This is a genomic window from Streptomyces sp. NBC_00859, from assembly GCF_045161865.1.
Classification (GTDB): Bacteria; Actinomycetota; Actinomycetes; order Streptomycetales; family Streptomycetaceae; genus Streptomyces.
Genome location: NZ_CP108826.1, coordinates 6,189,103 through 6,212,855 on the forward strand (window position 1 = coordinate 6,189,103; position 23,753 = coordinate 6,212,855).

At 68.8% G+C, this 23,753-nt stretch carries 20 protein-coding genes; 9 read left to right on the top strand and 11 right to left on the bottom strand.

The genetic code is table 11. From position 1 onward, the window contains the following. Positions 1 to 87: 87 nt before the first annotated feature. From OG584_RS27095 to OG584_RS27120, 6 genes are all read right to left on the bottom strand, one after another. Positions 88 to 2,019 (bottom strand): cellulase family glycosylhydrolase, encoded by a 1,932-nt coding sequence (locus tag OG584_RS27095; protein WP_405781659.1) that lies wholly within the window; start codon positions 2,017 to 2,019, stop codon positions 88 to 90. An 18-nt stretch (positions 2,020 to 2,037) separates the two neighbouring features. After that, complete coding sequence (locus tag OG584_RS27100; protein ID WP_405781661.1) at positions 2,038 to 3,033, bottom strand: LacI family DNA-binding transcriptional regulator; 996 nt, start codon at positions 3,031 to 3,033, stop codon at positions 2,038 to 2,040. After that, positions 3,030 to 3,857, bottom strand: a complete 828-nt coding sequence (locus OG584_RS27105) for a carbohydrate ABC transporter permease (RefSeq protein ID WP_405784308.1) — start codon at positions 3,855 to 3,857, stop codon at positions 3,030 to 3,032. The genes OG584_RS27100 and OG584_RS27105 overlap by 4 nt, the downstream gene beginning before the upstream one ends. Before the next feature lie 24 nt (positions 3,858 to 3,881). Further along, positions 3,882 to 4,811: a carbohydrate ABC transporter permease gene (locus tag OG584_RS27110; protein WP_405781662.1), complete on the bottom strand. Its 930-nt coding sequence runs from the start codon at positions 4,809 to 4,811 to the stop codon at positions 3,882 to 3,884. A 12-nt stretch (positions 4,812 to 4,823) separates the two neighbouring features. After that, entirely contained in the window at positions 4,824 to 6,116 is a 1,293-nt protein-coding gene (locus OG584_RS27115; RefSeq protein ID WP_405781663.1) for an ABC transporter substrate-binding protein, read from the bottom strand. Positions 6,117 to 6,835: 719 nt separating this feature from the next. After that, positions 6,836 to 7,369: a hypothetical protein gene (locus tag OG584_RS27120; RefSeq protein WP_405781665.1), complete on the bottom strand. Its 534-nt coding sequence runs from the start codon at positions 7,367 to 7,369 to the stop codon at positions 6,836 to 6,838. Between the two features lie 187 nt (positions 7,370 to 7,556). Between OG584_RS27120 and OG584_RS27125 the strand changes: the two genes are divergently transcribed. Next, a complete protein-coding gene (locus tag OG584_RS27125) occupies positions 7,557 to 8,300 on the top strand; it encodes a hypothetical protein (RefSeq protein WP_405781667.1) in 744 nt (247 codons plus the stop codon). Between the two features lie 471 nt (positions 8,301 to 8,771). On the opposite strand, the gene OG584_RS27130 is transcribed toward OG584_RS27125, so the two are convergent. Next, positions 8,772 to 9,143 (bottom strand): nuclear transport factor 2 family protein, encoded by a 372-nt coding sequence (locus OG584_RS27130; RefSeq protein ID WP_405781669.1) that lies wholly within the window; start codon positions 9,141 to 9,143, stop codon positions 8,772 to 8,774. A 39-nt stretch (positions 9,144 to 9,182) separates the two neighbouring features. Here OG584_RS27130 and OG584_RS27135 point away from each other — a divergent pair, with 39 nt between their 5' ends. Further along, positions 9,183 to 9,824: a uridine kinase gene (locus OG584_RS27135; RefSeq protein WP_405781671.1), complete on the top strand. Its 642-nt coding sequence runs from the start codon at positions 9,183 to 9,185 to the stop codon at positions 9,822 to 9,824. Positions 9,825 to 9,907: 83 nt separating this feature from the next. On the opposite strand, the gene OG584_RS27140 is transcribed toward OG584_RS27135, so the two are convergent. Beyond that, positions 9,908 to 11,353, bottom strand: coding sequence for a WGR domain-containing protein (locus tag OG584_RS27140; protein ID WP_405781673.1), 1,446 nt, complete (start codon positions 11,351 to 11,353; stop codon positions 9,908 to 9,910). Positions 11,354 to 11,468: 115 nt separating this feature from the next. Between OG584_RS27140 and OG584_RS27145 the strand changes: the two genes are divergently transcribed. Both OG584_RS27145 and OG584_RS27150 read left to right on the top strand, forming a co-directional pair. Then, a complete protein-coding gene (locus OG584_RS27145) occupies positions 11,469 to 11,600 on the top strand; it encodes a hypothetical protein (RefSeq protein WP_405781675.1) in 132 nt (43 codons plus the stop codon). Further along, complete coding sequence (locus OG584_RS27150; RefSeq protein ID WP_405781677.1) at positions 11,587 to 11,949, top strand: cupin domain-containing protein; 363 nt, start codon at positions 11,587 to 11,589, stop codon at positions 11,947 to 11,949. The genes OG584_RS27145 and OG584_RS27150 overlap by 14 nt, the downstream gene beginning before the upstream one ends. Positions 11,950 to 12,076: 127 nt before the next feature. Here OG584_RS27150 and OG584_RS27155 read toward each other — a convergent pair whose 3' ends face one another. Next, positions 12,077 to 12,643 (bottom strand): methylated-DNA--[protein]-cysteine S-methyltransferase, encoded by a 567-nt coding sequence (locus tag OG584_RS27155; RefSeq protein ID WP_405781678.1) that lies wholly within the window; start codon positions 12,641 to 12,643, stop codon positions 12,077 to 12,079. Positions 12,644 to 12,722: 79 nt separating this feature from the next. On the opposite strand from OG584_RS27155, the gene uvrB reads away from it, so the two are divergent. The 4 genes from uvrB (at position 12,723) to OG584_RS27175 (ending at position 18,801) form a co-directional block, all read left to right on the top strand. Continuing rightward, the gene (gene uvrB / locus OG584_RS27160; RefSeq protein ID WP_405781680.1) at positions 12,723 to 14,855 is read left to right on the top strand and encodes an excinuclease ABC subunit UvrB; all 2,133 of its coding nucleotides are present in this window, start codon (positions 12,723 to 12,725) and stop codon (positions 14,853 to 14,855) included. A 122-nt stretch (positions 14,856 to 14,977) separates the two neighbouring features. Beyond that, positions 14,978 to 15,580 (top strand): TerD family protein, encoded by a 603-nt coding sequence (locus tag OG584_RS27165; protein ID WP_405781681.1) that lies wholly within the window; start codon positions 14,978 to 14,980, stop codon positions 15,578 to 15,580. Positions 15,581 to 15,707: 127 nt separating this feature from the next. Beyond that, positions 15,708 to 17,576 (top strand): TerD family protein, encoded by a 1,869-nt coding sequence (locus OG584_RS27170; protein WP_405781682.1) that lies wholly within the window; start codon positions 15,708 to 15,710, stop codon positions 17,574 to 17,576. Positions 17,577 to 17,811: 235 nt separating this feature from the next. Beyond that, positions 17,812 to 18,801, top strand: a complete 990-nt coding sequence (locus OG584_RS27175; RefSeq protein WP_405781684.1) for a TerC family protein — start codon at positions 17,812 to 17,814, stop codon at positions 18,799 to 18,801. An 18-nt stretch (positions 18,802 to 18,819) separates the two neighbouring features. Here the strand turns inward: OG584_RS27175 and OG584_RS27180 are convergent, their stop codons facing one another. Together OG584_RS27180 and OG584_RS27185 are read right to left on the bottom strand one after the other, a co-directional pair. Continuing rightward, positions 18,820 to 19,476, bottom strand: coding sequence for an MBL fold metallo-hydrolase (locus OG584_RS27180; RefSeq protein ID WP_405781686.1), 657 nt, complete (start codon positions 19,474 to 19,476; stop codon positions 18,820 to 18,822). Positions 19,477 to 19,545: 69 nt separating this feature from the next. Continuing rightward, complete coding sequence (locus OG584_RS27185; RefSeq protein WP_405781687.1) at positions 19,546 to 20,169, bottom strand: maleylpyruvate isomerase family mycothiol-dependent enzyme; 624 nt, start codon at positions 20,167 to 20,169, stop codon at positions 19,546 to 19,548. A gap of 187 nt (positions 20,170 to 20,356) precedes the next feature. Between OG584_RS27185 and uvrA the strand changes: the two genes are divergently transcribed. Further along, positions 20,357 to 23,386, top strand: a complete 3,030-nt coding sequence (gene uvrA, locus OG584_RS27190; protein WP_405781689.1) for an excinuclease ABC subunit UvrA — start codon at positions 20,357 to 20,359, stop codon at positions 23,384 to 23,386. Positions 23,387 to 23,753: the final 367 nt, after the last annotated feature.

Genomic DNA, 23,753 nt, shown 5'->3' on the forward strand with positions numbered 1-23,753 from the left:
GGGTCGCGCAGCCGGTCCGGAGCCCGCCCGAGGCTGCGCCCGACGGCAGCCGCGTCCGCCCGAAGCCGCGGCTGTCTCGCACTGTGCCTACCGCAGTTCGAGTACCTGGACCCCGTACGGCTCCAGCGTGACCTCCGGCGACTCCGCCCCCGTACCGAGGCCGAAGAGCCTGCCCCCGGCCGGCCGCACCGCCAGGGCGGACGGTGACTGGCTGACCAGCCAGACGAAGCGCCTGCCGTCCTCGTGGACCAGCACATCGGCGCTGACGTACGGGGTGTCCACCGTCACCGGACGGGTCACCCCGGCGATCTCCGCGAGGGCCTCGTACAGCCGGTGCGTCTGCTCGGGGTTGACGCGCGCCGTGCGGGCAGCCATGTGCTCCAGCGGGTAGGTCGCCAGTACGGCCCTGCCCTCCCCGGTCTCGTTCACCAGCAGCGCGGGCCTGCCGTGGGCGTCGGTCGCCACCACGCGGGCGCTCGTCGGCAGGACGGGCAGATAGGCGATGCTGTCCTCGTTCCCGGCGACAGGGAAACGCAGCGTCTCACCGGCCTTCAGCGTTCCGAAGTCCTCCGTGAAGGTCAGATCGAGGTCCTTGTCCTCGATCGGCTCGGTGACCCCGTACGACAGCTGGTGCTCCACACCGAAGAGGCCGTCCAGGTCGTGGAACCACGGCCCGCGGGTCGCCGGGTGTTCACCCGAGCAGAACGACAGATAGACGGTCGCCCCCTCGCGGGCCCGCCGCTCCAGGTCCCGCCGGGTCCGTGTCGTCAGCTGGCGGGTCGAGGGCAGCAGATACAGCTGGACGTCGTCGGCGAGCCCGTCCGCCTCCCGTACGAACCCGACCGGCAGATCCGCGCCGTGTGCCGCGACGTACCCCTGGTGCAGCGAGGAGAAGATCAGCGGGCGGTCCGCCGGCCGGCTGTAGGGGTAGCCGCGCTCCAGGAACGCGGGTACGACCAGCGCGGCTCCGGCGTCCGCACGCCGGCAACGGGCGAAGTCGACCTGGCCGAGCACCGCGGCGAAGGCGGCGAGCTCCCGCAGCGGCTCCTTCGGGCGCCCCTCGCTGTCCGTGATGCCGAAGTGCATCTCGAAGGGGTGGTGGTCGTAGGGCGACTGGTCCCACAGGTCGTCGTAGTCCGTGTTGTTCCAGGCCATCCAGCCCGTCGCCCCGCCCAGCAGCGAGTTGTGCAGCGTCTGGCGGTAGTACACACCCGCGTTGCGCGCCGACACCGTGTCCGTGGACAGGCCGAACTCCTCGAGGACCACCGGCTGCCCCGTCACCGCTGCGAGTTCGCACTCGAAGGCCGCCCGGTAGTGCTGACGGACCGGGTCCGTATCGGAGCGGTAGACGTGCGGCCCGACGAAGTCGACGTACTCGGCGGTCTCGCGCAGCGAGAAGCCGTTGTCGCGCCCGGTCACCTCCTGCCCCCAGGCGCCGTCGCCGAGCGAGACCGGCTGGGTGCCTCCCGCCGCCCGCACCGCGTTGCACATCGACTGTGCCCACGCCGTCACCACATCCGCCGACGGCGGGTCGACCTGGTAGATCCGCCCGTACCCGGGCATCTCGTTGGTGATCAGCCAGCCCGTGACGGCTGCGTGGTCCTTGAAACGCCGGGTCATCTCACTCGCGAACCAGGCCTGCCGGCCGACCATCCACACGTCCTCGTAGAGGTCGCGGCCCGCGCGCCAGACCGGGTCCCAGTTCTCGCCGGACATGTGGCCGACGATGAAGGTGGGCACCGTGCCCATCCCGTACTCGCTGTGCGCGTCCAGGAAGTCCCGGAAGCGTTCGCACAGCTCCTCGTCGATCCGGTGCGGCTCGGGGTGGAAGTCGGGCCAGTAGAAGAACGAACGGGTCATGTTGAGCCCGTGCTCGCGCAGTACGGCGAGCTCCTCGCGCACCACACGGGGATCGTAGTTCCGCCACATCAGCGGGCCGCCGGTGCGGGACCAGAAGTTGGCGCCGAGCCAGGGCAGAACGGCCGGGTCGTGGGCGAGCTGGGCGCTGTGGCGCTGCATGTTTCGTGCTCCAGGAAATCAGACGGGGCCGGTCGACTCGCGTACGACGAGCCGGGGTTGTCCGGTGAGGGGTTCAGTGGGTACGTTCTCGCCGCACCGCGCGAGCAGTGCCCGCGCGGCGGCCGCGCCGGCCTGCTGGACGTACTGGTCGACGGTGGTCAGCCGGGGGTGGATCCAGCTGCCGACCGGCAGGTTGTCGTAGCCGACGACGGACAGGTCGGCGGGCACCGAGAGCCCGGCGCGCTGCGCCGTGCCGATGCCGCAGACCGCCATCGAGTCGTTCGCGAACACGATGGCGGTGGGACGCGGTTCGAGTGCGAGCAGGCGCTCGGTGGCCGCGGTGGCGGCAGCTTCGGTGAAGTCCGTGTGGAGCACCGCGACCGGGGCGAGGTCCGCCGAGGCCAGGGTCTCCTCGAAGACCTGCCGGCGAAAGCGCGTGTGCAGCAGCCCCGTCGGCCCGGTGACGTAGGCGATGCGCCGGTGGCCCAGGTCCAGCAGATGGCGGGCGGCTTCGCTGACTCCGCTGCCGTGCGCCGTGCCCAGCAGGACCGCGGGCAGCCCGAGCCGTTCGAGGAGCGGCGGGCGCGGGTCGTCGGCCCGGTGCTCGGTCAGTACGGCCCCGTCGACCCGGCCCTCTGCGGCGAGCCGCTCGTACAGCGCTGTCTCCTCCCGCACGTCGCCTGCCAGATGCAGCAGCAGTCCGTAGCCGCGGGGCGACAGCTCACTCTCCAGCCCGGTGATCAGCTCCGAGAAGTGCAGATCCGTGCCGAGTACGTCGGTCGGGCGGCGTACGACCATCGCCACCGTGCGGGTACGGGCCCGGCGCAGCGCGCTGGCCGACGCGCTCGGTGACCAGCCGAGGCGCCCGGCTGTCTCCAGCACCCGGCGGCGGGTAGGTTCGGAGATCCGGCCGGTGTTGTTGAAGACCTTAGAGACGGCCGCGGTCGAGACCCCGGCCTCCGCCGCGACGTCCTTGATCGTGGGCCGGGGGGCGGCCGACGTGCCGGGACTCACATCTTCACCGCGCCGCTGACCAGGGCCTGCTGCATCCGCTTCTGCAGCAGCGTGTACATGATCCAGACCGGGATGAGGGTCAGGATCGTGCCGGCCGTGAGGATGCCGTAGTCGGTGCCGATCTGCGACTTGAGGGTGGGCAGCGCGACCTGGATGGTCCGCAGGTCGGGGTCCGGGCCGATGATGATCAGTGAGTACAGGTACTCGTTCCAGAAGGTCAGGAAGTTCAGCAGCAGCACCGTCGCGATACCCGGCATGCACATCGGGGTGTAGATGTGCCGCAGCACGCCGAAGGTCGACGCGCCGTCGATCCTGGCGGCCTCCTCCATCTCGGGCGGGATGGTGCGCATGAACTGGATGAGGATCACCACCGACAGCGGCATCGCGGTGGCGGGCAGGAACAGCACCATGAACAGCCGGGTGTGGAAGAGCCCGGTGGCCGCCGACAGCAGGAAGGTGGGGAAGAGGGCGGCGAAGGTGGGAATGAGGAAGCCGAGCGAGAAGACCTTCTCGATGACGGAACCGACCCGGCCCTGCGCGCGGGCCAGCGAGAACGCCGCCGGTATGGCGAGCCCCAGTGTCAGAGCCAGCGAGAACACCGTGACGATCCCGGAGTTGAGGATCGCCATCCCCAGATCGGCGCTCTCGAAGGCAGTACGGAAGTTCCCCAGGCCGAGGGAGGTCGGCGGGGCGAGCGGGTGGGCGAAGATGGCCTCGTTGGACTTGAACGCCGACGCCAGGAAGTAATAGAGCGGGATGGCGAGCAGCACGGCGTAGGCCCACACCAGAATGTGCGCCGGGAGCCAGGACTTCCTGAACTTCATGGTGGCCATGGGGTCGGGCTCCGATCAGTAGCTCTGGCGGAAGGCGCGGCGGATGGCGAGCAGTCCGGCCAGCCCCGCGAGGAAGAGGACCACGCCGACGGCCTGGCTGTAGCCGAGGTCGCTCTCCATGAAGGCCTTCTCGTAGACGAGGAAGGACAGCGTGGTCGAGGAGTTGGCCGGTCCGCCCTGGGTCAGCAGCAGCACCTGCTGCGCGGAGCCGAAGAGCGTCCAGAGGAACTGGAGCATCGTGACGACGCCGACGTACTCCTTGATGACCGGGAAGTGGATGCGCCACATGGCGCGCCAGTGTCCAGCGCCGTCCAGCTGCGCCGCCTCGCCGATCTCCTCGGGCACACTGTCGAGACGCGCCGCGAAGAGGACCGCGGTGAAGCCGATACCGGCCCAGACGTCCAGCGCGATCAGACAGTAGAGCGCGGTGTCCGGGTTGGCGAGCCAGGCGTCGGTCATCGACCCGAGACCGACCGACTTCAGGGCGCCGTTGACCAGCCCGTCGGGGGAGAGGGCGGCGTAGAACACCATCGCCTTGGCCGGGGTGGAGATGAGCCCGGGGACGAACAGCAGGTAGCGGATCACCCGGTGGCCGGGCGGCTTCTGGGCGACGTAGTAACCGATCATGTAGGCGCAGACGATCATCACCGGAAGCGCGATGACCATCTGAAGACCGGTGTTGCGCACCGCCTGCCAGAACACCGGATCGTCGAAGAGGGCGCGGAAGTTGTCGACGCCGGCGAAGGACGTCGGCTGGAGCATGCCGGGCCAGTGCAGGGCCGCGATCACGAAGATCGCGACCATCGGCCCGACCATGAAGACCAGGTACCAGACGAGGGCGGGCAGCGCGAGGATCGTCGTGCGCGGACCTCGCTGCTTGCGCCGTGCGGCGGAGGGCGGAGCAGCCGGCCGGGAGGCGGGCCTGACGGATGAGGTCATCGTCATGGGGTTGCCTCCTCAGGCGTTGCGGTAGGCGCCCTGGAGCGCGGAGAGAATACGGCGGGAGCTGACACCCGGGGTGAACGCGGTGCTGGTGGCCTGGATCATCGGCTGCACGGCCGACGGCGGTACGTAGAGGTCGGGCAGCACGACCTGGCTGACGCTGCTGCCGAGCTGCTGCGCCTTGGCGACCAGCGGGAACTGGTCGCTCAGGGTGTCCGTCCGCACCGCCATGTCCCTGCCGCCCTCCTTGATGAACCGGCTGACGACCTCCGGCCGGTACATGAAGCGCACGAACTTCTCGACGGTCCCGATCTTCTTGGTGCCGTTGGGGCTGACCCAGAATCCGGAGACGGTGAAGGTCCGCAGGATGGTCGGCTTGTCGTGCACGGCGCCGGGCGGCAAGGGCCAGCCGCCGACATCCGTATGGCTGGCAACGTTGTCGGGAACCCGGGCCAGGGCCGAGGACATCGCCGACTGCATGGCGGCGGCCTCGGTGTTGAACTGCGTGGTCATCGAGTCGGTGGTGAGCCCCTGGGCCTTGTCGGTGAAGACCCCGGCGTCCCGCAGCTCGACGAAGTACTCGATGCCCTCCCGCGCGCCCTTGATCCCGTTGAAGTCTCCGGTGGCGTAGAGCTTCTTGGCCTGGTCGGCGGTGAGGAAGGACTGGATGATCTGGGCGAGGAGCTTCTGCCCGGTCCAGTCGTTGCCGCCGATGGTGACGGGGGCGGTGCCCTTCGCCCGCAGCTTCTTCGCCGCGGCCATCAGCGCGTCCCCGGTGAGCGGGATGTCCTCGACGCCGGCCTTGCGCATCACGCTGCGGTTGAAGGCGACGGGCCAGTTGCTCGCGATGTACGGAAGGGCGCGGAGCCTGCCCTTCTCGTCGGTCCACTCGGTGAGGGCTGCGGGCAGGATGCGCTTGCGCAGGTCCCAGTCGTCGAGATAGCCGTTGACGGTGACGGTGGCGCCGAGTTCGGTCCAGGAGACGGTCTTGTCGTAGAGGTTGACCATGACGACGTCGGCCTCTTTGTGCGCCAGCCGTGAAGTCTCGTAGACCTGCCCCAGTTCATCCCCGTTGATCAGGCTCTTGACCTTGAGCCCCGGGTTCTCCTTGCGGAACATGTCGAGTACGGCCCGGAAGGTCGCGGACCCGGGCGCGGTGCCGCCCAGCGAACTGTGGATGACCAGGGTGTCGGGGTCGGACTCGTCCCCTCCGAGCACCCCGCACCCGGACAACGAGGGTACGGCGACACCGGCGGCGACGGCCGCACCCGCGGAGATGAACCCGCGGCGATTCAGCATGGAACGCACGGCGTGCGGCCTCCTACGGGGGAGCAGGGGAGTGGGGTACCTGGGAGGTGGTTAATCGATATACCTGCGAGGTGCGAGCACCGTACGAGGCGACGGGGGCGCGGTCAAGGGGCCGTTGCACATGGTGAACGGGGGCGGCTCGGGTGTCCTGAACTGCCCGGCTTGCCCCGAGGATGGCCCTGCGACGTCAGCTGTCCCCGGCCCGTTCGCCGGCCGGGCCGCGGAGCCGCGGCCGCTGCTCGGTGCGAGCTGGTCCCGCTGCGAGTGTGTCCGGGCGGAGCTTCGGTCCACGGGGCCGGCGCGACCCTTCCGGCAGGACGTTCCCGGGGGCAGGACGGGGGCTACGCGCCATGGCTGATCCGCTCTGCGTACCGGTCCGGGATCGCAGTGCGGGTGAACGCCGGATGCGGAGTCGCGCTCACGGCGAGGGCAGGCCGGGCTCGGGAAACCCGGGGACGTGGTCCGGGACGGGACACGTCCAGTACATGGGCCTCGTCGCGGACCAGCTCAATCACGGACGGGTCAGTCGTCGTCGAGCCGTCGAGTTCCCGGCTGGATACGCCCCGTTGCCGGGTCCTGGTGCTGACGGCGTGCACCGGTCACCACCAGGAGCAGGGGGCGGGACGGCGTGAGTTCGTCAACGGCACGAGCCGGTCACTGTGCCGATGCCTGCTGCCTGCTGCCTGCTGCCGCAGTGTGCAGGGTCTTGCCCCGCCGGATCAGAGTGACTTCGACCAGTCGGTCAGAGCGTTGAAGTCCCTTTCCCGCAAGCCCTGCCGGGGGTCGATGCGCAGGAGCAGCGACGGCGCGTCGTGGTGCGCAGTGACGTGCGCCGTGTCCAGGTCCGTGATCAGGTCGTCGACCCAGGCGAACGCGCGGCCCGCGGCCCATTCCAGGAGGGGGCGGGTCTTCCAGTAGAGGCCGTCCGGGTCCTTCGCGAAGAGCTCGGGCCATTCGATGACCGGCAGCGTGCCCGACAGGCCGATGGCCGGGGCGATCATCTCGTTGGCCTGGTGCATCCACGTGGTGGCCCAGGCGAGTTCGAAGGGGAGGGCGGTGAGGCGGGTCCCGTGGCCCGGGTGGAGGCGGACGCGCAGGCCGCGGCGGTGGGCACGGGAGCCCGGGGTCTGGCGGGCCAGCCAGTTGGCCGGGTGGAAGCGGTGTGCTGTGTAGCCGCGCAGCCCTGCGAACCGGGCGGTGTACGGGTTGAGGGGGCCATCCACGTCGATGAGCAGCAGCGGGCGTTCCGTCATGGCAAGGTACTTCCCCTTGCGGGGTGCCTCAATGCCAAAGGCTCCGCAGGAGGTTCGCGATGGTGAGGTCCGAGGTCCGGGACGGAGCACCGGGTTCCTGGCGGCAGCGTGCCACCACTCCTCGTGCATTGGCGGTGGCGGTAATAATCCCTGGAGTCCGGGGAGTTGTCGCTGATACGTTCCATGCGTGGCGAAACTCAATCAGATCATCGCAGTCGAAAAGGGAATCAAGTCCAAGTCCCACCAGGACCTCACCGCGGCTCAGCAGGGTTTGCAGAAGCCGGTCCTGCTGTCGGGGATTTCCCGTACCTACCAGCCGAAGGACGAAGAGGGCGAGCAGCTGCCGCCCGAGTCCACGCGGGTCCAGGTGCAGGCCGAGGACGTCCTGCGTGACACCGCCACAACCCTGACCAGGCTTTTCGATGTCACCGCCACCAAGGACCGGGCGAACTGCTCCGCTCGCGCCGATGTGAAGGTCGACGGTCGCGTGCTGCTCACAGCCGTACCGGTTTCGTATTTGCTTTTCCTGGAGAAACAGCTCACGGATCTCCATGCCTTCGCGCGGAAACTGCCTGTTCTCGACGCATCCGAATTCTGGGTGCAGGACCCCTCGACCGATGCCTGGAAGACGGAGCCGGTACGCACGGTCCGTACGCGGAAAGTGCCCCGCAACCACGTCAAGGCCGAGGCGACCGAAAATCACCCGGCACAGGTCGAGGTGTACTACGAGGACGTGCCCGTCGGTTACTGGACCACGGTCAAGTTCTCCGGTGCGCTGCCCGCTCGTCGGGTCAATGAGCTGGTCGGCCGGATCGAGAAGTTGCAGCAGGCGGTGAAGTTCGCGCGCGAGGACGCGAACGGCGCAGATGTCACCGACGAGCACGTGGGCGACACGGTGTTCGGCTACCTCTTCGGAGACGGGCAGGGGTAGCGGGCCGCGGGCGTAAAGACTCCCCGGCCGCCTCCGTGCGGCCGGGGCGCGCGAGGAGCGCAAGCTGAAACTGAAGTTCGTCGTGATGAAGCGGCATCAGCCGCGTGCCATCTCAGACTCTTGCTCCAGACTCAGCATTCGCCGCTCATCGCCGGCCTGACCGGGCGCGGGCTTGGTCGTCGGTTGCCGGTTCGACCCCGGCCCGCCCCTCTCCATGGGGCGGTAGCTCAATGGCAGAGCGCGACGACGTAACAGCTGACCTGCGCCCTCAAGCGGGGCCGGCGTGTGCAGTGGGGCGGCATCATCGGGGCCCGGGGGTTGGACACACCTCCGGGCCCGCTCCATGTCCGGGTGCTGGAGGTGCTGGAGGTGCTGGAGGTGCTGGAGGTTGAAGGTACTGGAGGTGCTGAAGGTGTTGAAGGTTGAAGGTGCTGGAGGTGCTGCGGAGCGGCGCGGCGCCATGCTCCCCGCTCACTCTGCGACAGCAAGCACCGTGCCATATGCACCGAAGCCCGCGATCACCAGTCCGTCCCGGAAGGTCAGCACCTCGTAGACCCGCCCGCCGATCTGGTTCCGGTAGTCGATCACCAACGAGTCGACCCCCGTCCGTACGTCCATGACGTCGAAGTGCAGGTCGGGGATACGGTCGAGCCCCGTCCGCCAGTAAGCCCGCAGCTGGTCCTTGCCGTGAACGGTCCCCGACGCGTCACCGTTGAAGCGCGCGATCATCGGGGAACTGAAGGTGACGTCCTCGTGGTAGTGGGCGAGAATCCGCTCCAAGTCATGTGAGTTCCAGTCCTCCCGCCACTGCGCGGCGAACTTCTGCGCGAATTCGAGATCCATACGGCCGATCGTAGAGGCCGGTTCGGCGATGATGAACGGGTGCGACTCGAAGCGATCTCCTGGGAACGGCTGACCGACGCTCTGGTCCGGAGCGCCGATGAACTGAAGGCCGGGGACGGCGGCCCCTGGCCCAAGATCGCGATGGACGGCGCTCCCGCGGCGCCGGGCGGCGAGTTGGCGGCCGCTGTCGCTGACGGGCTGCGGATCCGCGGGCGAGCCGTGCATGTGGTCGGGACGCAGGATTTTCTGCGTCCGGCGTCACTGCGGTACGAGTTCGGGAAGCGGGATCCCGACGCGTACTACAGCAGTTGGTTCGACACGGGCGCGCTCTGGCGCGAGGTCTTCGGTCCGCTGGAGGCGGGCGGGAGCGGACGAGTACTGCCCGACCTGTGGGACCCGGTGACCGATCGTGCCACCCGCAGCCCGTATCAGCAGCTGCCGGAAGGAGCGCTGGTCATCGTGCAGGGGCCGTTCCTGTTCGGACACTGGTTTCCCTTCGATCTGAGCGTCCATCTGCGGCTCTCTCCAGGTGCGCTCCAGCGCCGCACGGGCGCCGACGAGCAGTGGGCCCTGTCCGCCTTCCAGCGGTACGAGGATGAGGTCGGCCCGGCGGAGACAGCTGACGTGGTCGTACGGGCGGACCACCCGGACCACCTCGCCTGGAGCGGGCCCCCGGCATGATGACCACCGGCGAGCGATGACCACTGGCCTGCTGACCACTGGCCTGCTGACCACTGGCCTGCTGACCACTGGTCCGGCGCCCGTTACACGAGGCGCTTTATCTCGCCCCGCACCCGGTAGAAGCCCCCCGTCGAGGAGTGCAGGGCGTCCACCACATAGCGGGCGCCGGCCTGTCGTATCCCCCGCGGGAACTGCACGTGCCAGGTCGGCTCATAGCCGTCCGACACCACCTGGACCCGCAGCCTGCCTCCGACCTGTACGCATTCCACGACGATCCCGGCACCAGGCGCGGGAACCACGCTCACGGTGGCCACGTCGGCCGTCGGTGTGTAGGTGGGCAGCGCGGCTGCCTGCTTGACGTCCACGGCGACCGGCAGGGACCCGCCCTGTGCCGCGGTGATGGCGGCCTCGCTCGCGTCGATGCAGGCCAGCGAACCGTCGGTCGTGACGACATAGAGCTTCTCCTCGTGGTACTGCATCGAGAGCGCCGAGCCGCCACCCGTTCCCAGCTTCCACAGCCGGGTGCCCTCCGAAGTGAAGCAGTAGACGGACGAGGCCAGATCGCCTGCGAAGACGTACTCCCCGTCGGCGGACGTCGCGCAGGAGTACACGGCGGCGTCGCACTGGTACCGCGCCTCGCTCCGGCCGGTCGCCTTGGAGAGCCGCTCGACGACCTGACGGCCCGTACCCGCGTACACCGACGTCTCCTCCTGCCAGCCGAAGAGCACACCGCCGAAGGTGTCCGCATGCCACAACTCGCCGGTGCCGTCAGCCGCGTAGGCCGTCACGCCGTGTGTGTGGCCGTGGTACACCGCATGGTCGTCGGCGCGCACCATCCACGCGTTGCTGCCCTTGGAGCGGCGCGACCACTGGAACTCGTCCTCGTGGTCGATGACCGTGAGACCGCCGCTGTGGTCCGACACGTTCAACACGCCCTCGTGGATGTCCAGCCAGAAGATGTCCACGTCGTCCGCGATCTCGTAGGCGGCGAACGGCACCTTGGACGACAGGTCGTACACCTTCCCGTCGTCGCAGCCCGCGTATATCCAGAAGTCGTCGGCGACCAGGCACTTGACCCCGTCCGGAAGCGAGAACCGGGCCAGCACCTCGCCGTCGTGGCCCAGCGTGAACACATCGCCCCGCTGATTGCCGACCCAGCAGTGATCCTCGTCGATATGGATGCCGAACGCGGAAGTGCCGGTGCGGAAACGCCAGAGAACAGGCGCCGTCGCCCGCGCCGTCGAGGGAGCCGAGGTCACCTGACGCCGCGTCACCGACCGTGCCGCGCGCTGTCCCCGTATCGCGGGCGCGTACCCCTTGCGGACCTTCTCGCCCACCTTCTTCGCCGCTGCCGCCTGCGCCTTGACCGACGTCGGGAAGGAGGAGACCTGGCGCTGGCCTTCCGCGCCGATCCGCCCGTACCGCACACTCACCGTGGCCCCGACCACGGTCACTTCGTAGAACTTGTGCGCCCCGCCGTCCTCCTGGGACAGCTCCAGATACGTCGTCTCTCCCGACCCAGCGGCCACGGCACACCCCTCCCCAGGGACCGGCCCGTCCGGCCGGTCTCCACTGACTCCAAGCTAGATGCCACCACTGACAGTCGGTCCGGAGAGAGGGGGAGCCCAGGACAGTCCGTGCGTCATGGACCCGGTCGGACTCTTCTGCGACGGACCGGCCGCCGGCTTCACCGCGGCCGTCCGGCGCGAGCCGGTGGACACCGGATACTTCCGGCTCGTCCTGATCGCTAAGGTTGCCCGCCATGACGACAAGTGATCAGACACCCGCCTCTTTTGCCGTGCACATACCGGACGCCGAGCTGGAGCCCGAACCGCTCGATCCCGCACAGATCATCTCCGGAGACCCCGTGGTCACCGGAAAGGTCCTGTGGGAGTCCGCGGACGGCACACAGCTGCGCGGGATCTGGCAGATCACGCCCGGCGTGGTGACGGACACCGAGGCCAACGAGCTGTTCGTGGTTGTCAGCGGGCGCGCGACCGTCGCGGTCGAGGGCGGCGGGACGCTGCGGCTCGGGCCCGGCGACGCCTGCGTGCTGCGGGAGGGCGACCGTACGACGTGGACCGTCCACGAGACGCTGCGCAAGGCGTACCACGTCAGCCTCTGACCAGGGCTCGGACGATCAGGGCCGGTCGGATGACCACGGCTGGAACGGCCTGCCGCGGAGCCGGGCCGGCCTCCGGCCACGGCCCGGGACCGGATCGGATCGGCCCGGAGCAGGACCGGGGGCCGGGTCAGAACAGGGGCTGCGGCAGTACGCCCTCCAGGGCGAGGAGCTGCCGCTTGGTCTCCGGGCCGCCCCCGAACCCGCCCAGGCCGCCGTTGCTCTCCACCACCCGGTGACAGGGCACGACGACGGGCAGCGGATTCGACGCCATCGCGACGCCCACCGCCTGCGCGGCCCGGGGCTGCCCCACCCGGCCGGCCAGGTCCCCGTACCCGACGACGGACCCGTACGGCACGCCGGACGCCAGTTCACGCAGCACCTGACGGTTGAAACCGGAGGTCAGTGTCCAGTCCAGCGGCAGCGAGAACGAGCGCAGGCCCCCGGCGAAATAGGCGGCCAGCTGGCGCACCGGCTCGGCCAGCCGCTCCGACCCCGGCGCCTCGACCGGCGGCGCCCCGAACCGGGCCGCCAGCCGCTCCAGCGCACCGCGCCGCACGGCGGGGCCGGCGTGGAAGACCACTCCGACCAGCCCCCTGGTGCTCGCCGCGAGCAGCAGGGGGCCGATGCCGCTGCCGACCGTGGTCCACTCGATCTGCGTTCCGCTCTCCACGGCCCCTACCGTACGGCGCCCCACCGGCGGCACCGGCCGGGCCGACAGCGTGGCCGGACCGCGAACCGGCCCGGTTGTCAGTGGGGGGTCGTACGGTGGATGCATGCGGCCCGTTTCCAAGATCGAACGCACGGTGGCGCCTTTCGAGGTCGTCAGTCCCTACCAGCCCAGCGGTGACCAGCCGACGGCCATCGCTGAGCTAGAAAAGCGTATCCGTGCAGGTGAGAAGGATGTCGTCCTGCTCGGTGCGACCGGTACAGGCAAGTCGGCGACCACTGCCTGGATGATCGAGAAGCTGCAGCGCCCCACGCTCGTGATGGCGCCGAACAAGACGCTCGCCGCGCAGCTGGCGAACGAGTTCCGCGAGCTGCTCCCCAACAACGCCGTCGAGTACTTCGTCTCGTACTACGACTATTACCAGCCCGAGGCGTACGTCCCGCAGTCCGATACGTACATCGAGAAGGACTCCTCGATCAACGAGGAGGTCGAGCGCCTGCGACACTCCGCGACGAACTCGCTGCTCACCCGGCGCGACGTGGTCGTGGTCGCCTCGGTCTCGTGCATCTACGGCCTCGGTACGCCGCAGGAGTACGTGGACCGGATGGTGTCCCTCAAGGTCGGCGAGGAGTTCGACCGGGACGAGCTGCTGCGCCGGTTCGTCGACATCCAGTACACGCGTAACGACGTCGCGTTCACCCGTGGCACCTTCCGGGTGCGCGGCGACACCATCGAGATCTTCCCGGTGTACGAGGAGCTCGCCGTCCGGATCGAGATGTTCGGCGACGAGATCGAGGCGCTCTCGACGCTGCATCCGCTCACCGGCGAGATCATCAGCGAGGACGAGTCGCTCTACATCTTCCCCGCGACCCACTACGTGGCGGGCCCGGAGCGCATGGAAAAAGCGGTCAACGGCATCGAGAGGGAGCTTGAGGAGCGGCTCGGGGAGCTGGACAAGCAGGGCAAGATGCTGGAGTCCCAGCGGCTGCGCATGCGCACGACCTACGACCTGGAGATGCTGCGCCAGATCGGCAGTTGCTCCGGCATCGAGAACTACTCGATGCACTTCGACGGCCGCGACCCCGGCACAGCTCCCAACACGCTGATCGACTACTTCCCCGAGGACTTCCTCCTCGTCCTGGACGAATCGCATGTCACCGTTCCGCAGATCGGTGCGATGTACGAGGGCGACGCTTCCCGTAAGCGGACCCTTGTCGACCACGGCTTCCGGCTGCCGTCGGCCCTGGACAACAGGCCGCTGAAGTGGGAGGAGTTCCAGAAGCGGATCGGGCAGACCGTCTACCTCTCGGCCACACCGGGGAAGTACGAGCTCTCGCGCGGCGACGGCTTCGTGGAGCAGATCATCCGCCCCACCGGACTCGTCGACCCGGAGGTCGTCGTCAAGCCCACCGAGGGGCAGATCGACGACCTGGTCCACGAGATCCGTACGCGTACGGAGAAGGACGAGAGGGTCCTGGTCACCACGCTGACCAAGAAGATGGCCGAGGACCTCACCGACTACTTCCTCAACCTCGGTATCCAGGTGCGTTATCTGCACAGCGACGTCGACACGCTGCGCCGTATCGAGCTGCTGCGCGAACTCCGGGCCGGTGAGTACGACGTGCTGGTCGGCATCAACCTGCTGCGTGAGGGGCTCGACCTCCCGGAAGTGTCCCTGGTCGCCATCCTCGACGCCGACAAGGAGGGTTTCCTCCGCTCGGGCACGTCGCTGATCCAGACGATCGGCCGTGCCGCGCGCAACGTCTCCGGGCAGGTCCACATGTACGCGGACCGGGTCACTCCGGCGATGGAGAAGGCCATCGAGGAGACCAACCGCCGCCGCGAGAAGCAGGTCGCGTACAACGAGGAGCGCGGGCTCGACCCGCAGCCGCTGCGGAAGAAGATCAACGACATCGTCGCGACCATCGCGCGCGAGGAGGTCGACACGGAGCAGCTGCTCGGTACGGGCTACCGCAAGCCGAAGGAGGGGAAGCAGCCGACGGCGCCGGTGCCCGCGCTGGGCGGCGGAGCGGCGAAGGGCGGCAAGGGGGCGAAGCGGGCGAGGGCGGTTGCGACCGACCGGCCCGCGGAGGAACTGGCCGGAATCATCGAGGAGATGACCGAGCGGATGCGCGCAGCCGCTGCGGACCTGCAGTTCGAGGTGGCCGCCCGGCTCCGTGACGAAGTCGGTGAGCTGAAGAAGGAGTTGCGCCAGATGAAGGAGGGCGGTCTGGCCTGACCCCGTTGGGTGCGAGCCCGTTGTTTCAAGAGCGACACAAAAGGGCCCCGGCCCTCCTGCGGTGTCCGCGCCACTGCGTAGGGTGCGGGGAAAACGTGGGGAAACAGGAAGAAGGGACAGCCGTGACGGCCAATTTTGCCAAGGGCCCTGGCGTCAATCTCACCAAGGGGCAGGCCATCAGCCTGCAGAAGAACGACGGGGGCACCCTGACCGCGGTGCGCATGGGACTCGGCTGGCAGGCGGCGCCGCGGCGCGGGCTGTTCGGTTCCCGCACCCGGGAGATCGACCTGGACGCCTCGGCGGTCCTGTTCGCCGAAAAGCAGCCTATTGACGTGGTCTTCTTCCGCCACCTCGTCAGCGACGACGGTTCGGTCAAGCACACCGGTGACAACCTGGTCGGCGGTGCGGGCCAGGGCGGCGACGACGAAGCCATCCTCGTCGACCTGGCGAGGGTCCCCGTACACATCGACCAGATCGTCTTCACGGTGAACTCCTTCACCGGCCAGACGTTCCAGGAGGTGCAGAACGCCTTCTGCCGCATCGTCGACGAGACCAACGGCGAAGAGCTCGCCCGCTACACGCTCGACGGCGGCGGCCAGTTCACCGCCCAGATCATGGCGAAGGTGCACCGTGCCGGCGGCGGCTGGCAGATGACGGCGATCGGCAACCCGGCCAACGGCCGTACGTTCCAGGACCTGATGCCGGCGATTCTGCCGCACCTGTAGTCACCACCCGGCGCCTTGGGGGAGGGCACAGCAGTTCCCGGCGGCGCGGCGCGGCCGGGAACTGCCCGTACGCACCGGCAGAACCACCCGGCGGGACCAAGAGCAACGCGGCGAGGGGACACGTGCGATGACGGCCGAGCTGGTCCGGGGGCAGAACCATCCCCTGCCTGTGGCCCGACTGGACATCCGGGTGTCGGCCGGGAAGCCGGTCCTGGCCGGTGCGACGCTCAGCGACGACCGGGGCAGGGTCCGCGGCACGGAGTGGGTCGCCCACCCCGGATCACCGCGGCTGCCCGGTATCGAGGTGTCCGGGCAGGCCGCGGCGGACCACCGGCTGTCGGTGGACCTGGAGGCGCTGCCGGAGGCCGTGCACCGGGTGACAATCCTGCTCGCTCTGCCCACCGGCACCGGCGGGCCCGCGTCCTTCGCCTCCCTCGCCCCACCCTTCACCGCCGTCGCCGGGCGGGACGGCGCGGCAATCGTCAGCTATCGGATCACCGGCCTCGTGGCGGAGTCGGCAGTTCTCGCTCTGGAGCTCTACCGCAGACAGGGGGCCTGGAAGGTCCGTGCTGTCGGCCAGGGGTACGCGGGTGGTCTCGCGGACCTGCTCGGCGACCAGGGGCTGCCGCACGCCCCGGAATTCGCGGATGCCATCCAGGACGCAGTCGTCGGTGCGGCGGCCCGCTCGACGGCAGCCGCCCCGGCTCGTACCGGACCGAGCGGCGCGACCGGGACCCGCGGGGACACCGCCGGACGCCGCCCGGTCGACTACACGCATCCGCGCCGGCAGCGGACCGCCGACCCGGCACCGCCACCGGTTGTTCCCGGCGCCAGGACCCCTGAGCTGAGCCTCGGTGAGCAGAGCCCCGGTGAGCGGGCCCGGCCTGTCGCCGGCGATGCCACCGGCCGGACCATGGATGAGCGCCTGTACAACCAGGTCCGGGGCATGTTCGAGGATCTGGCCCGCACCGCTGCCGCGTACCGCAGCGCTGTCGATTTCGCCGACTCCCGACTGGAGCGCGAGATCGACCGGGCGCTCTCCGACCCGCGCAGCCGTACCGGTTCCGCGGGTGCCGAGGCCCGCCGGCAGGCACAGGAGAAGCGCGACCTGCTGACGGCTCAGGCAGCAGAGGTACTCGACCGGGACCTCGATCAGCTGACCGCCGAGTCCCAGGTGGTGGAACCGGCCCTGGCCCCGGCCTTCGCCCGCTGGGACAGCGCCGTCTGGCACGGGTACCAGGTGCCGGATGAGGCTCCGACGGCGCTGCGCGTCGGTGATCTGCACCTCCCCCTCCGTCCCGGGCTGCGGATTCCGCTGCTGGTGCGGCTGCCGCTCGAGCGCGGGATCTGGGTCGACAGCGGGCACACCGGCCCGGCGGGGGAAGCGGACTCCGCCGCATCTCGCGGCCGCGCCATGGACACCGCCGTTGCCCACGCCGTCCGCCTGCTCGCTGTCCACCCGCCGGGGGATTTCACCGTGCAGGTGATCGATCCGGCCGGCTCGGCCGGCGGGGCGCTGGCTCCGCTGACCGCTTCCGGAGTGCTCGACGAGCCGCCCGCCACGGGTGCACAGGGAGTGACCTCCGTACTTGCGCGGCTGGTGCAGCGGGTGGATCTGACGCAGATGGCGGTGCGCGGGGGTGTGACCGACTCGCTTCCTCCGGATCTGGACACCGCGGAGCAGCTGCTGATCGTCAACGACTTCCCGCACGGCTTCGACGACCGAGCCCTCACCCAGCTGCGTTATCTGGCCGATGAGGGTCCCTCCGTGGGCGTCCACCTGCTGATGGTCGCCGACCGGGAGGACGCCGGCCAGTACGGGCCGGTGCTCGATCCACTGTGGCGTTCGCTTCTGCGTATTACTCCGGTACCGGACGACCACCTCGCGGACCCCTGGGTCGGGCACGCCTGGACGTTTGAGCCGTCGCTGCCGCCGGTGGGCAGCGACGTACTGACTCGCGTCCTGAAGCAAGTCGCTGGGGCGCGTCGGGCCTGACACCACTGAACTGGCACTTTGGGTAATCCTTTACCAATCCCTTTACCTTCCATTGGTGTTTCCTGTACTGTTCTTGATGCGGAGGGGAGTACTCCCCAAGTGCGGCGTACCCGTCAATACGGACCCGTCAGGGGCCCGGGGCGCCGGCCCGAGTGCCGGTCGTCCGGCACGGGTGGAAGAGACCTCCGGCAGCGACGACGCTGATCAGGTAGCCGTAGCAACCGCCGGAGGAGCAGTGGACGTTTCTCTCACCCTGTGGGCACTGACCATTCTTGGTCTGGGTGCCCTGATAGCGGCCGACTTCGTCATCGGGCGCAAACCCCATGACGTATCCGTCAAGGAGGCCGGTGTCTGGACCGTCGTCTGGATCGCCCTGGCCGCGCTCTTCGGCCTCGGCTTGTTGGTCTTCGCCGGCGGCCGGGCGTCCGGCGAGTTCTTCGCCGGTTTCATCACCGAGAAGTCGCTGAGTGTCGACAACCTCTTCGTCTTCATCCTGATCATGGCGAAGTTCTCGGTACCGTCCCACCTGCAGCAGCGGGTGCTGCTGTTCGGTGTCCTGATAGCCCTGGTGCTGCGGGCCGTCTTCATCGCGGCGGGTGCGGCGATCATCGCCGGCTTCTCGTGGGTCTTCTTCCTCTTCGGTGCCTTCCTGATCTACACCGCCTGGAAGCTCATCAAGGAAGCGCGCTCGGACGACGGGGAAGAGGAGTTCGAGGAGAACCGCCTGCTGAAATCCATCGAGCGGCGTTTCGGCGTCGCCGACCGCTATCACGGCACCAGGCTCTTCATCCAGCAGAACGGCAAGCGGATACTCACACCGCTGATGGTCGTGATGCTCGCGATCGGCACCACCGACGTGCTGTTCGCGATGGACTCGATTCCCGCGATCTTCGGACTCACCAAGGACCCGTACATCGTCTTCACGGCCAACGCCTTCGCCCTCATGGGGCTGCGTCAGCTGTACTTCCTCATAGGCGGCCTGCTCAAGAAGCTGGTGCACCTCAGCTACGGGCTGTCGGTCATCCTCGGCTTCATCGGTGTCAAGCTGCTGCTGCACGCGCTGCACGAATCCGGGGTGCCTGTCCCGGAGATCTCCATCCCCGTCTCGCTCGCCGTCATCTGCGGGGTGCTGATCGTCACCACGGTCACCAGCCTCCTCGCCAGCAGGAGGCAGGAGGCAGCCGAAGCCGCGGAGAAGGGCAGCAAGGACAGCGCCGACGTCTGAGCCCGATGGGAAGGGCACTCACCAGCCGCGTGCGCGCCACTCCGAGAGGTGCGGACGCTCGGCGCCCAGCGTGGTGTCGTGCCCGTGTCCCGGATAGACCCAGCTCTCGTCGGAGAGCCGGTCGAAGAGCTTCGTCCTGACATCGCCGAGGAGGCTGGCGAAGGCCTCGGGGTCCCCGTGGGTGTTGCCCACGCCGCCCGGGAAGAGGCAGTCACCGGTGAAGACGTGCGGATGGCCGTGCGGGTCGTCGTAGATCAGCGCGATCGAGCCAGGGGTGTGACCGATCAGCCTGCGGGCGGTCAGAGCGACCTGGCCCACCCGGATCGTGTCGCCGTCCTCCACGGGGACGTCGGTGGCGACCGGGATGCCACCGGCGTCGTACCGCCCCGCGTAGGTACGGGCACCCGTGGCGTCCACTACGGCCTGCAAGGACTGCCAGTGGTCGCCGTGACGGTGGGTGGTGACCACGGAGGCGATGGAGTCCGGGCCGATCAGCTGCAGCAGTGTCGGGGTGTCGTTGGCCGCGTCGATCAGCATCTGTGCGCCGGACTCCCGGCAGCGCAGCAGGTACGCGTTGTTGTTCATCGGGCCCACTGCGACCTTGGAGATCATCAGAGCTGTCAGCTCGTGTACGTCCGCCGCGCCGCCGACCTTCACCACTCCGCTGTACGTCATGGTGCCGAGTCTAGATCCACTGCACCTGACGCGGGGCCGGGCAGCCGGGGATGCGGCCGCGAACTGCCTCTACAGGGACGGCAGTACCGGCAGGGCGCCCCCGTCGGGGGCCTTGAGCTCCTTGCCGTCCCCGCGCCCCGAGAGCCAGCCGAGCAGCGCCGTGGCGGGCCCGGTGACACCGGCCACCGCAGGGTCGGCCGAGAAGCGCTGCCGCAGGAAGTCGATCTCCCGCTCGGTGAACTCCGGCGGAAGATCAGCCAGCTCGTAGCCGATACCGAGATCGACATGGTGCAGCTCGACCTCGGCCCACCGCCGGAAGGGGACGTGAGCGGCTGAGTCCGTGACGCCGTTGCGGAGGGTCACGGTGCGGGACCAGTCCGCGGGGAGCGCCGCGCGCTCACGGAATCCGGCCGCACTCCCGCGCACATCCGCGAGCTGCACGGCGAGTGGGCGGGGCGCGTCGCGCTCGATATCGGCGTCCCGGACCTCGGAGTCCGCATACATCGGCAGCCCGGCGAGAACATTTCCGAGGGCGTCGGCGTTACGGGAGATGTGGGCGAGCACATGTCCGCGGGACCAGCCGGGAAGCCGTGACGGTTCGGCGGTCGTGGCGTTGTCCAGTCCGGCGGCCGAGGCCAGGAGCCGCTCGGTCGCCTCATCCACAGACGTCAGGTCCCGCACGTGATCGATCATGCGGCTCACGATAGGCGTCCCACTCCTTCGGGTGAAGCTGTTCACCGAAGACCGTTAATCGAATGCACGTGCTATACGCTTGTGAGAGACATCCAACAAGTCATCTTCAGACATCGCTGAGGCGCCCCCCATACCCTGGGGAGGGGGCTCCGCCCCTGCTTCTTCTCTCAGAAAGGTGCGGACCGGCGTGGCCGACCGTCTCATCGTTCGTGGCGCTCGCGAGCACAACCTCAAAAACGTCTCGATCGACCTTCCGCGTGACTCCCTGATCGTCTTCACCGGGCTCTCCGGATCGGGCAAGTCCTCCCTCGCGTTCGACACGATCTTCGCGGAGGGCCAGCGGCGCTATGTCGAGTCGCTCTCCTCGTACGCCCGGCAGTTCCTCGGGCAGATGGACAAGCCCGATGTGGACTTCATCGAGGGTCTGTCCCCCGCTGTCTCGATCGACCAGAAGTCGACCTCGCGCAACCCGCGCTCGACGGTCGGCACCATCACCGAGGTCTACGACTACCTGCGTCTGCTCTTCGCGCGCATCGGCAAGCCGCACTGCCCTCAGTGCGGCCGGCCCATCTCGCGCCAGTCCCCGCAGGCCATCGTCGACAAGGTCCTCGAGCTGCCCGAGGGCAGCCGCTTCCAGGTGCTCTCGCCGCTCGTGCGCGAGCGCAAGGGTGAATTCGTCGACCTGTTCTCCGACCTTCAGACCAAGGGATACAGCCGCGCCCGGGTGGACGGCGAGACGATCCAGCTCTCCGAGCCGCCCAAGCTGAAGAAGCAGGAGAAGCACACCATCGAGGTGGTCATCGACCGCCTCACCGTGAAGGACAGTGCCAAGCGCCGTCTCACCGACTCGGTGGAGACCGCACTCGGACTGGCCGGCGGCATGGTCATCCTGGACTTCGTCGATCTGCCCGCGGACGACCCCGAGCGTGAGCGGATGTACTCCGAGCACCTCTACTGCGCGTACGACGACCTGTCCTTCGAGGAGCTGGAGCCGCGCTCCTTCTCGTTCAACTCGCCCTTCGGCGCCTGCCCCGACTGCACCGGCATCGGGACGCGTATGGAGGTCGACCCCGAGCTGATCATCCCGGACGAGGAGAAGTCCCTCGAGGAGGGCGCTATCTCGCCGTGGTCGCTCGGCCACACCAAGGAGTACTTCGCGCGGCTGGTGAGCGCGCTCGCCGGAGAGCTCGGATTCCGGACGGACATCCCGTGGGCGGGGCTCCCGCAGCGCGCCAAGAAGGCCCTGCTGTACGGCCACAAGACTCAGATCGAGGTCCGCTACCGCAACAGGTACGGGCGTGAGCGCGCCTACACGACCTCCTTCGAAGGCGTGGTGCCCTTCGTCAAGCGGCGGCACTCGGAGGCCGAGAGCGACTCCAGCCGGGAGCGCTTCGAGGGCTATATGCGCGAAGTGCCCTGCCCGACCTGTGAGGGCACCCGTCTGAAGCCGATCGTCCTAGCCGTCACCGTGATGGAGAAGTCCATCGCCGAGGTCGCCGCGATGTCGATCAGCGAGTGCGCGGAATTCCTGGGCAGGCTGAAGCTCAATGCCAGGGACAAGAAGATCGCCGAGCGGGTACTCAAGGAGGTCAACGAGCGGCTGAGGTTCCTGGTCGACGTCGGTCTCGACTACCTCTCGCTGAACCGGGCCGCGGGGACGCTCTCCGGCGGCGAGGCGCAGCGCATCAGGCTGGCCACCCAGATCGGCTCCGGCCTGGTCGGCGTGTTGTACGTACTGGACGAGCCGTCCATCGGCCTGCACCAGCGCGACAACCACCGCCTCATCGAGACGCTCATCCGGCTGCGCGACATGGGCAACACCCTGATCGTCGTCGAACACGACGAGGACACGATCAAGGTCGCCGACTGGGTCGTGGACATCGGCCCCGGCGCGGGCGAGCACGGCGGCAAGGTGGTGCACTCCGGGTCGCTGAAGGACCTCCTGACCAACAAGGAGTCCCTGACCGGCCAGTATCTGGCGGGCAAGCGGGCCATCCCGATCCCGGACGTGCGCAGGCCCGCGGACCCGGGGCGCCGGCTGACGGTGCACGGGGCCAGGGAGAACAACCTCCAGGACATCGACGTGTCGTTCCCGCTGGGGGTGCTGACCGCGGTCACCGGGGTCTCCGGTTCCGGTAAGTCGACCCTGGTCAACGACATTCTCTACACGCACCTCGCCCGTGAGCTCAACGGTGCGCGGACGGTCCCCGGCCGGCACACCCGGGTCGACGGTGACGACCTCGTCGACAAGGTCGTGCACGTCGACCAGTCGCCCATCGGCCGTACCCCCCGGTCCAACCCGGCGACGTACACCGGAGTCTTCGACCATGTGCGCAGGCTCTTCGCCGAGACGATGGAGGCCAAGGTCCGGGGCTACCTCCCCGGACGGTTCTCCTTCAACGTCAAGGGCGGCCGCTGCGAGAACTGCTCGGGCGACGGCACGATCAAGATCGAGATGAACTTCCTGCCGGATGTGTACGTCCCGTGCGAGGTCTGCCACGGCGCGCGCTACAACCGGGAGACTCTGGAGGTCCACTACAAGGGCAAGTCGATCGCCGAGGTCCTGGACATGCCGATCGAGGAGGGCCTGGACTTCTTCGAGGCCGTCCCGACGATCGCGCGTCATCTGCGCACGCTCAACGAGGTGGGCCTGGGCTACGTCAGGCTGGGCCAGTCCGCACCGACACTGTCGGGCGGTGAGGCGCAGCGCGTGAAGCTCGCGAGCGAGCTCCAGAAGCGCTCCACCGGCCGCACCGTCTATGTCCTGGACGAGCCGACGACGGGGCTCCACTTCGAGGACATCAGCAAGCTCATCAACGTGCTGTCGGGCCTGGTGGACAAGGGCAACACGGTAATCGTCATCGAGCACAACCTCGATGTCGTGAAGACCGCCGACTGGGTCGTCGACATGGGCCCCGAGGGTGGCAACGGCGGTGGTCTGGTCATCGCCGAGGGCACTCCGGAGCAGGTCGCCGGGGTACCGGCCAGCCACACCGGCAAGTTCCTCAGGGACATCCTGGATGCCGAGCGGATCAGCGACGCGACTCCGTCCGTCAAGGCGCCGGTGAGGAAGACCGCGGCGAAGAAGACCGCGGCGAAGAAGGCCGTGGTCAAGAAAGCCGCGGCGACGAAGACCGCCGCCGCGACGAAGACCGCCGCGAAGGGCACGGCGAAGACCGCGGCGAAGAAGGTGCCACGCACACGCCGGGCTTCGTGACCTTGGCGGTCACGGTGCCGGAGATGCCGGCACCGTGACGGCGATGGCGGGATTACGGACCGCCGACGGTGCACGCCTCCGGGCCGTGCACCGCGGCGAGGGCCCGCCCGTGGTGTCCTGCCACGGCGGCCCCGGTCCGTGGGGCACCCCGCACGACGTGGCGGACCGGCTGCCCCTGGTACGCGGCGCCCCGCTGGTCCCAGCGGGGCGGCGGCCGCTCAGAGCCGTCCGCCGCCCGTACACGGGCCCCGCTCGGTCTCGGGCCTCGCCGAAGGCGTGCGCCGCAGCTCCGGCTGCCGCTGCTCGGCGCACGTGACCAGGGCCCGTACACGGGCCCCGCTCGGTCGTCGGCCTCGTCGAAGACGCG

Coding starts and splice junctions, on each gene's coding strand:
- OG584_RS27105 (WP_405784308.1), bottom strand. CDS start 3,857: ATGAAGTTCAGGAAGTCCTGGCTCCCGGCGCACATTCTGGTGTGGGCC.
- OG584_RS27110 (WP_405781662.1), bottom strand. CDS start 4,811: ATGACGATGACCTCATCCGTCAGGCCCGCCTCCCGGCCGGCTGCTCCG.
- OG584_RS27150 (WP_405781677.1), top strand. CDS start 11,587: ATGACGACAAGTGATCAGACACCCGCCTCTTTTGCCGTGCACATACCG.
- OG584_RS27120 (WP_405781665.1), bottom strand. CDS start 7,369: ATGACGGAACGCCCGCTGCTGCTCATCGACGTGGATGGCCCCCTCAAC.
- uvrB (WP_405781680.1), top strand. CDS start 12,723: ATGCGGCCCGTTTCCAAGATCGAACGCACGGTGGCGCCTTTCGAGGTC.
- OG584_RS27180 (WP_405781686.1), bottom strand. CDS start 19,476: ATGACGTACAGCGGAGTGGTGAAGGTCGGCGGCGCGGCGGACGTACAC.
- OG584_RS27130 (WP_405781669.1), bottom strand. CDS start 9,143: ATGGATCTCGAATTCGCGCAGAAGTTCGCCGCGCAGTGGCGGGAGGAC.
- OG584_RS27185 (WP_405781687.1), bottom strand. CDS start 20,169: ATGATCGATCACGTGCGGGACCTGACGTCTGTGGATGAGGCGACCGAG.
- OG584_RS27095 (WP_405781659.1), bottom strand. CDS start 2,019: ATGCAGCGCCACAGCGCCCAGCTCGCCCACGACCCGGCCGTTCTGCCC.
- OG584_RS27145 (WP_405781675.1), top strand. CDS start 11,469: ATGGACCCGGTCGGACTCTTCTGCGACGGACCGGCCGCCGGCTTCACC.
- OG584_RS27170 (WP_405781682.1), top strand. CDS start 15,708: ATGACGGCCGAGCTGGTCCGGGGGCAGAACCATCCCCTGCCTGTGGCC.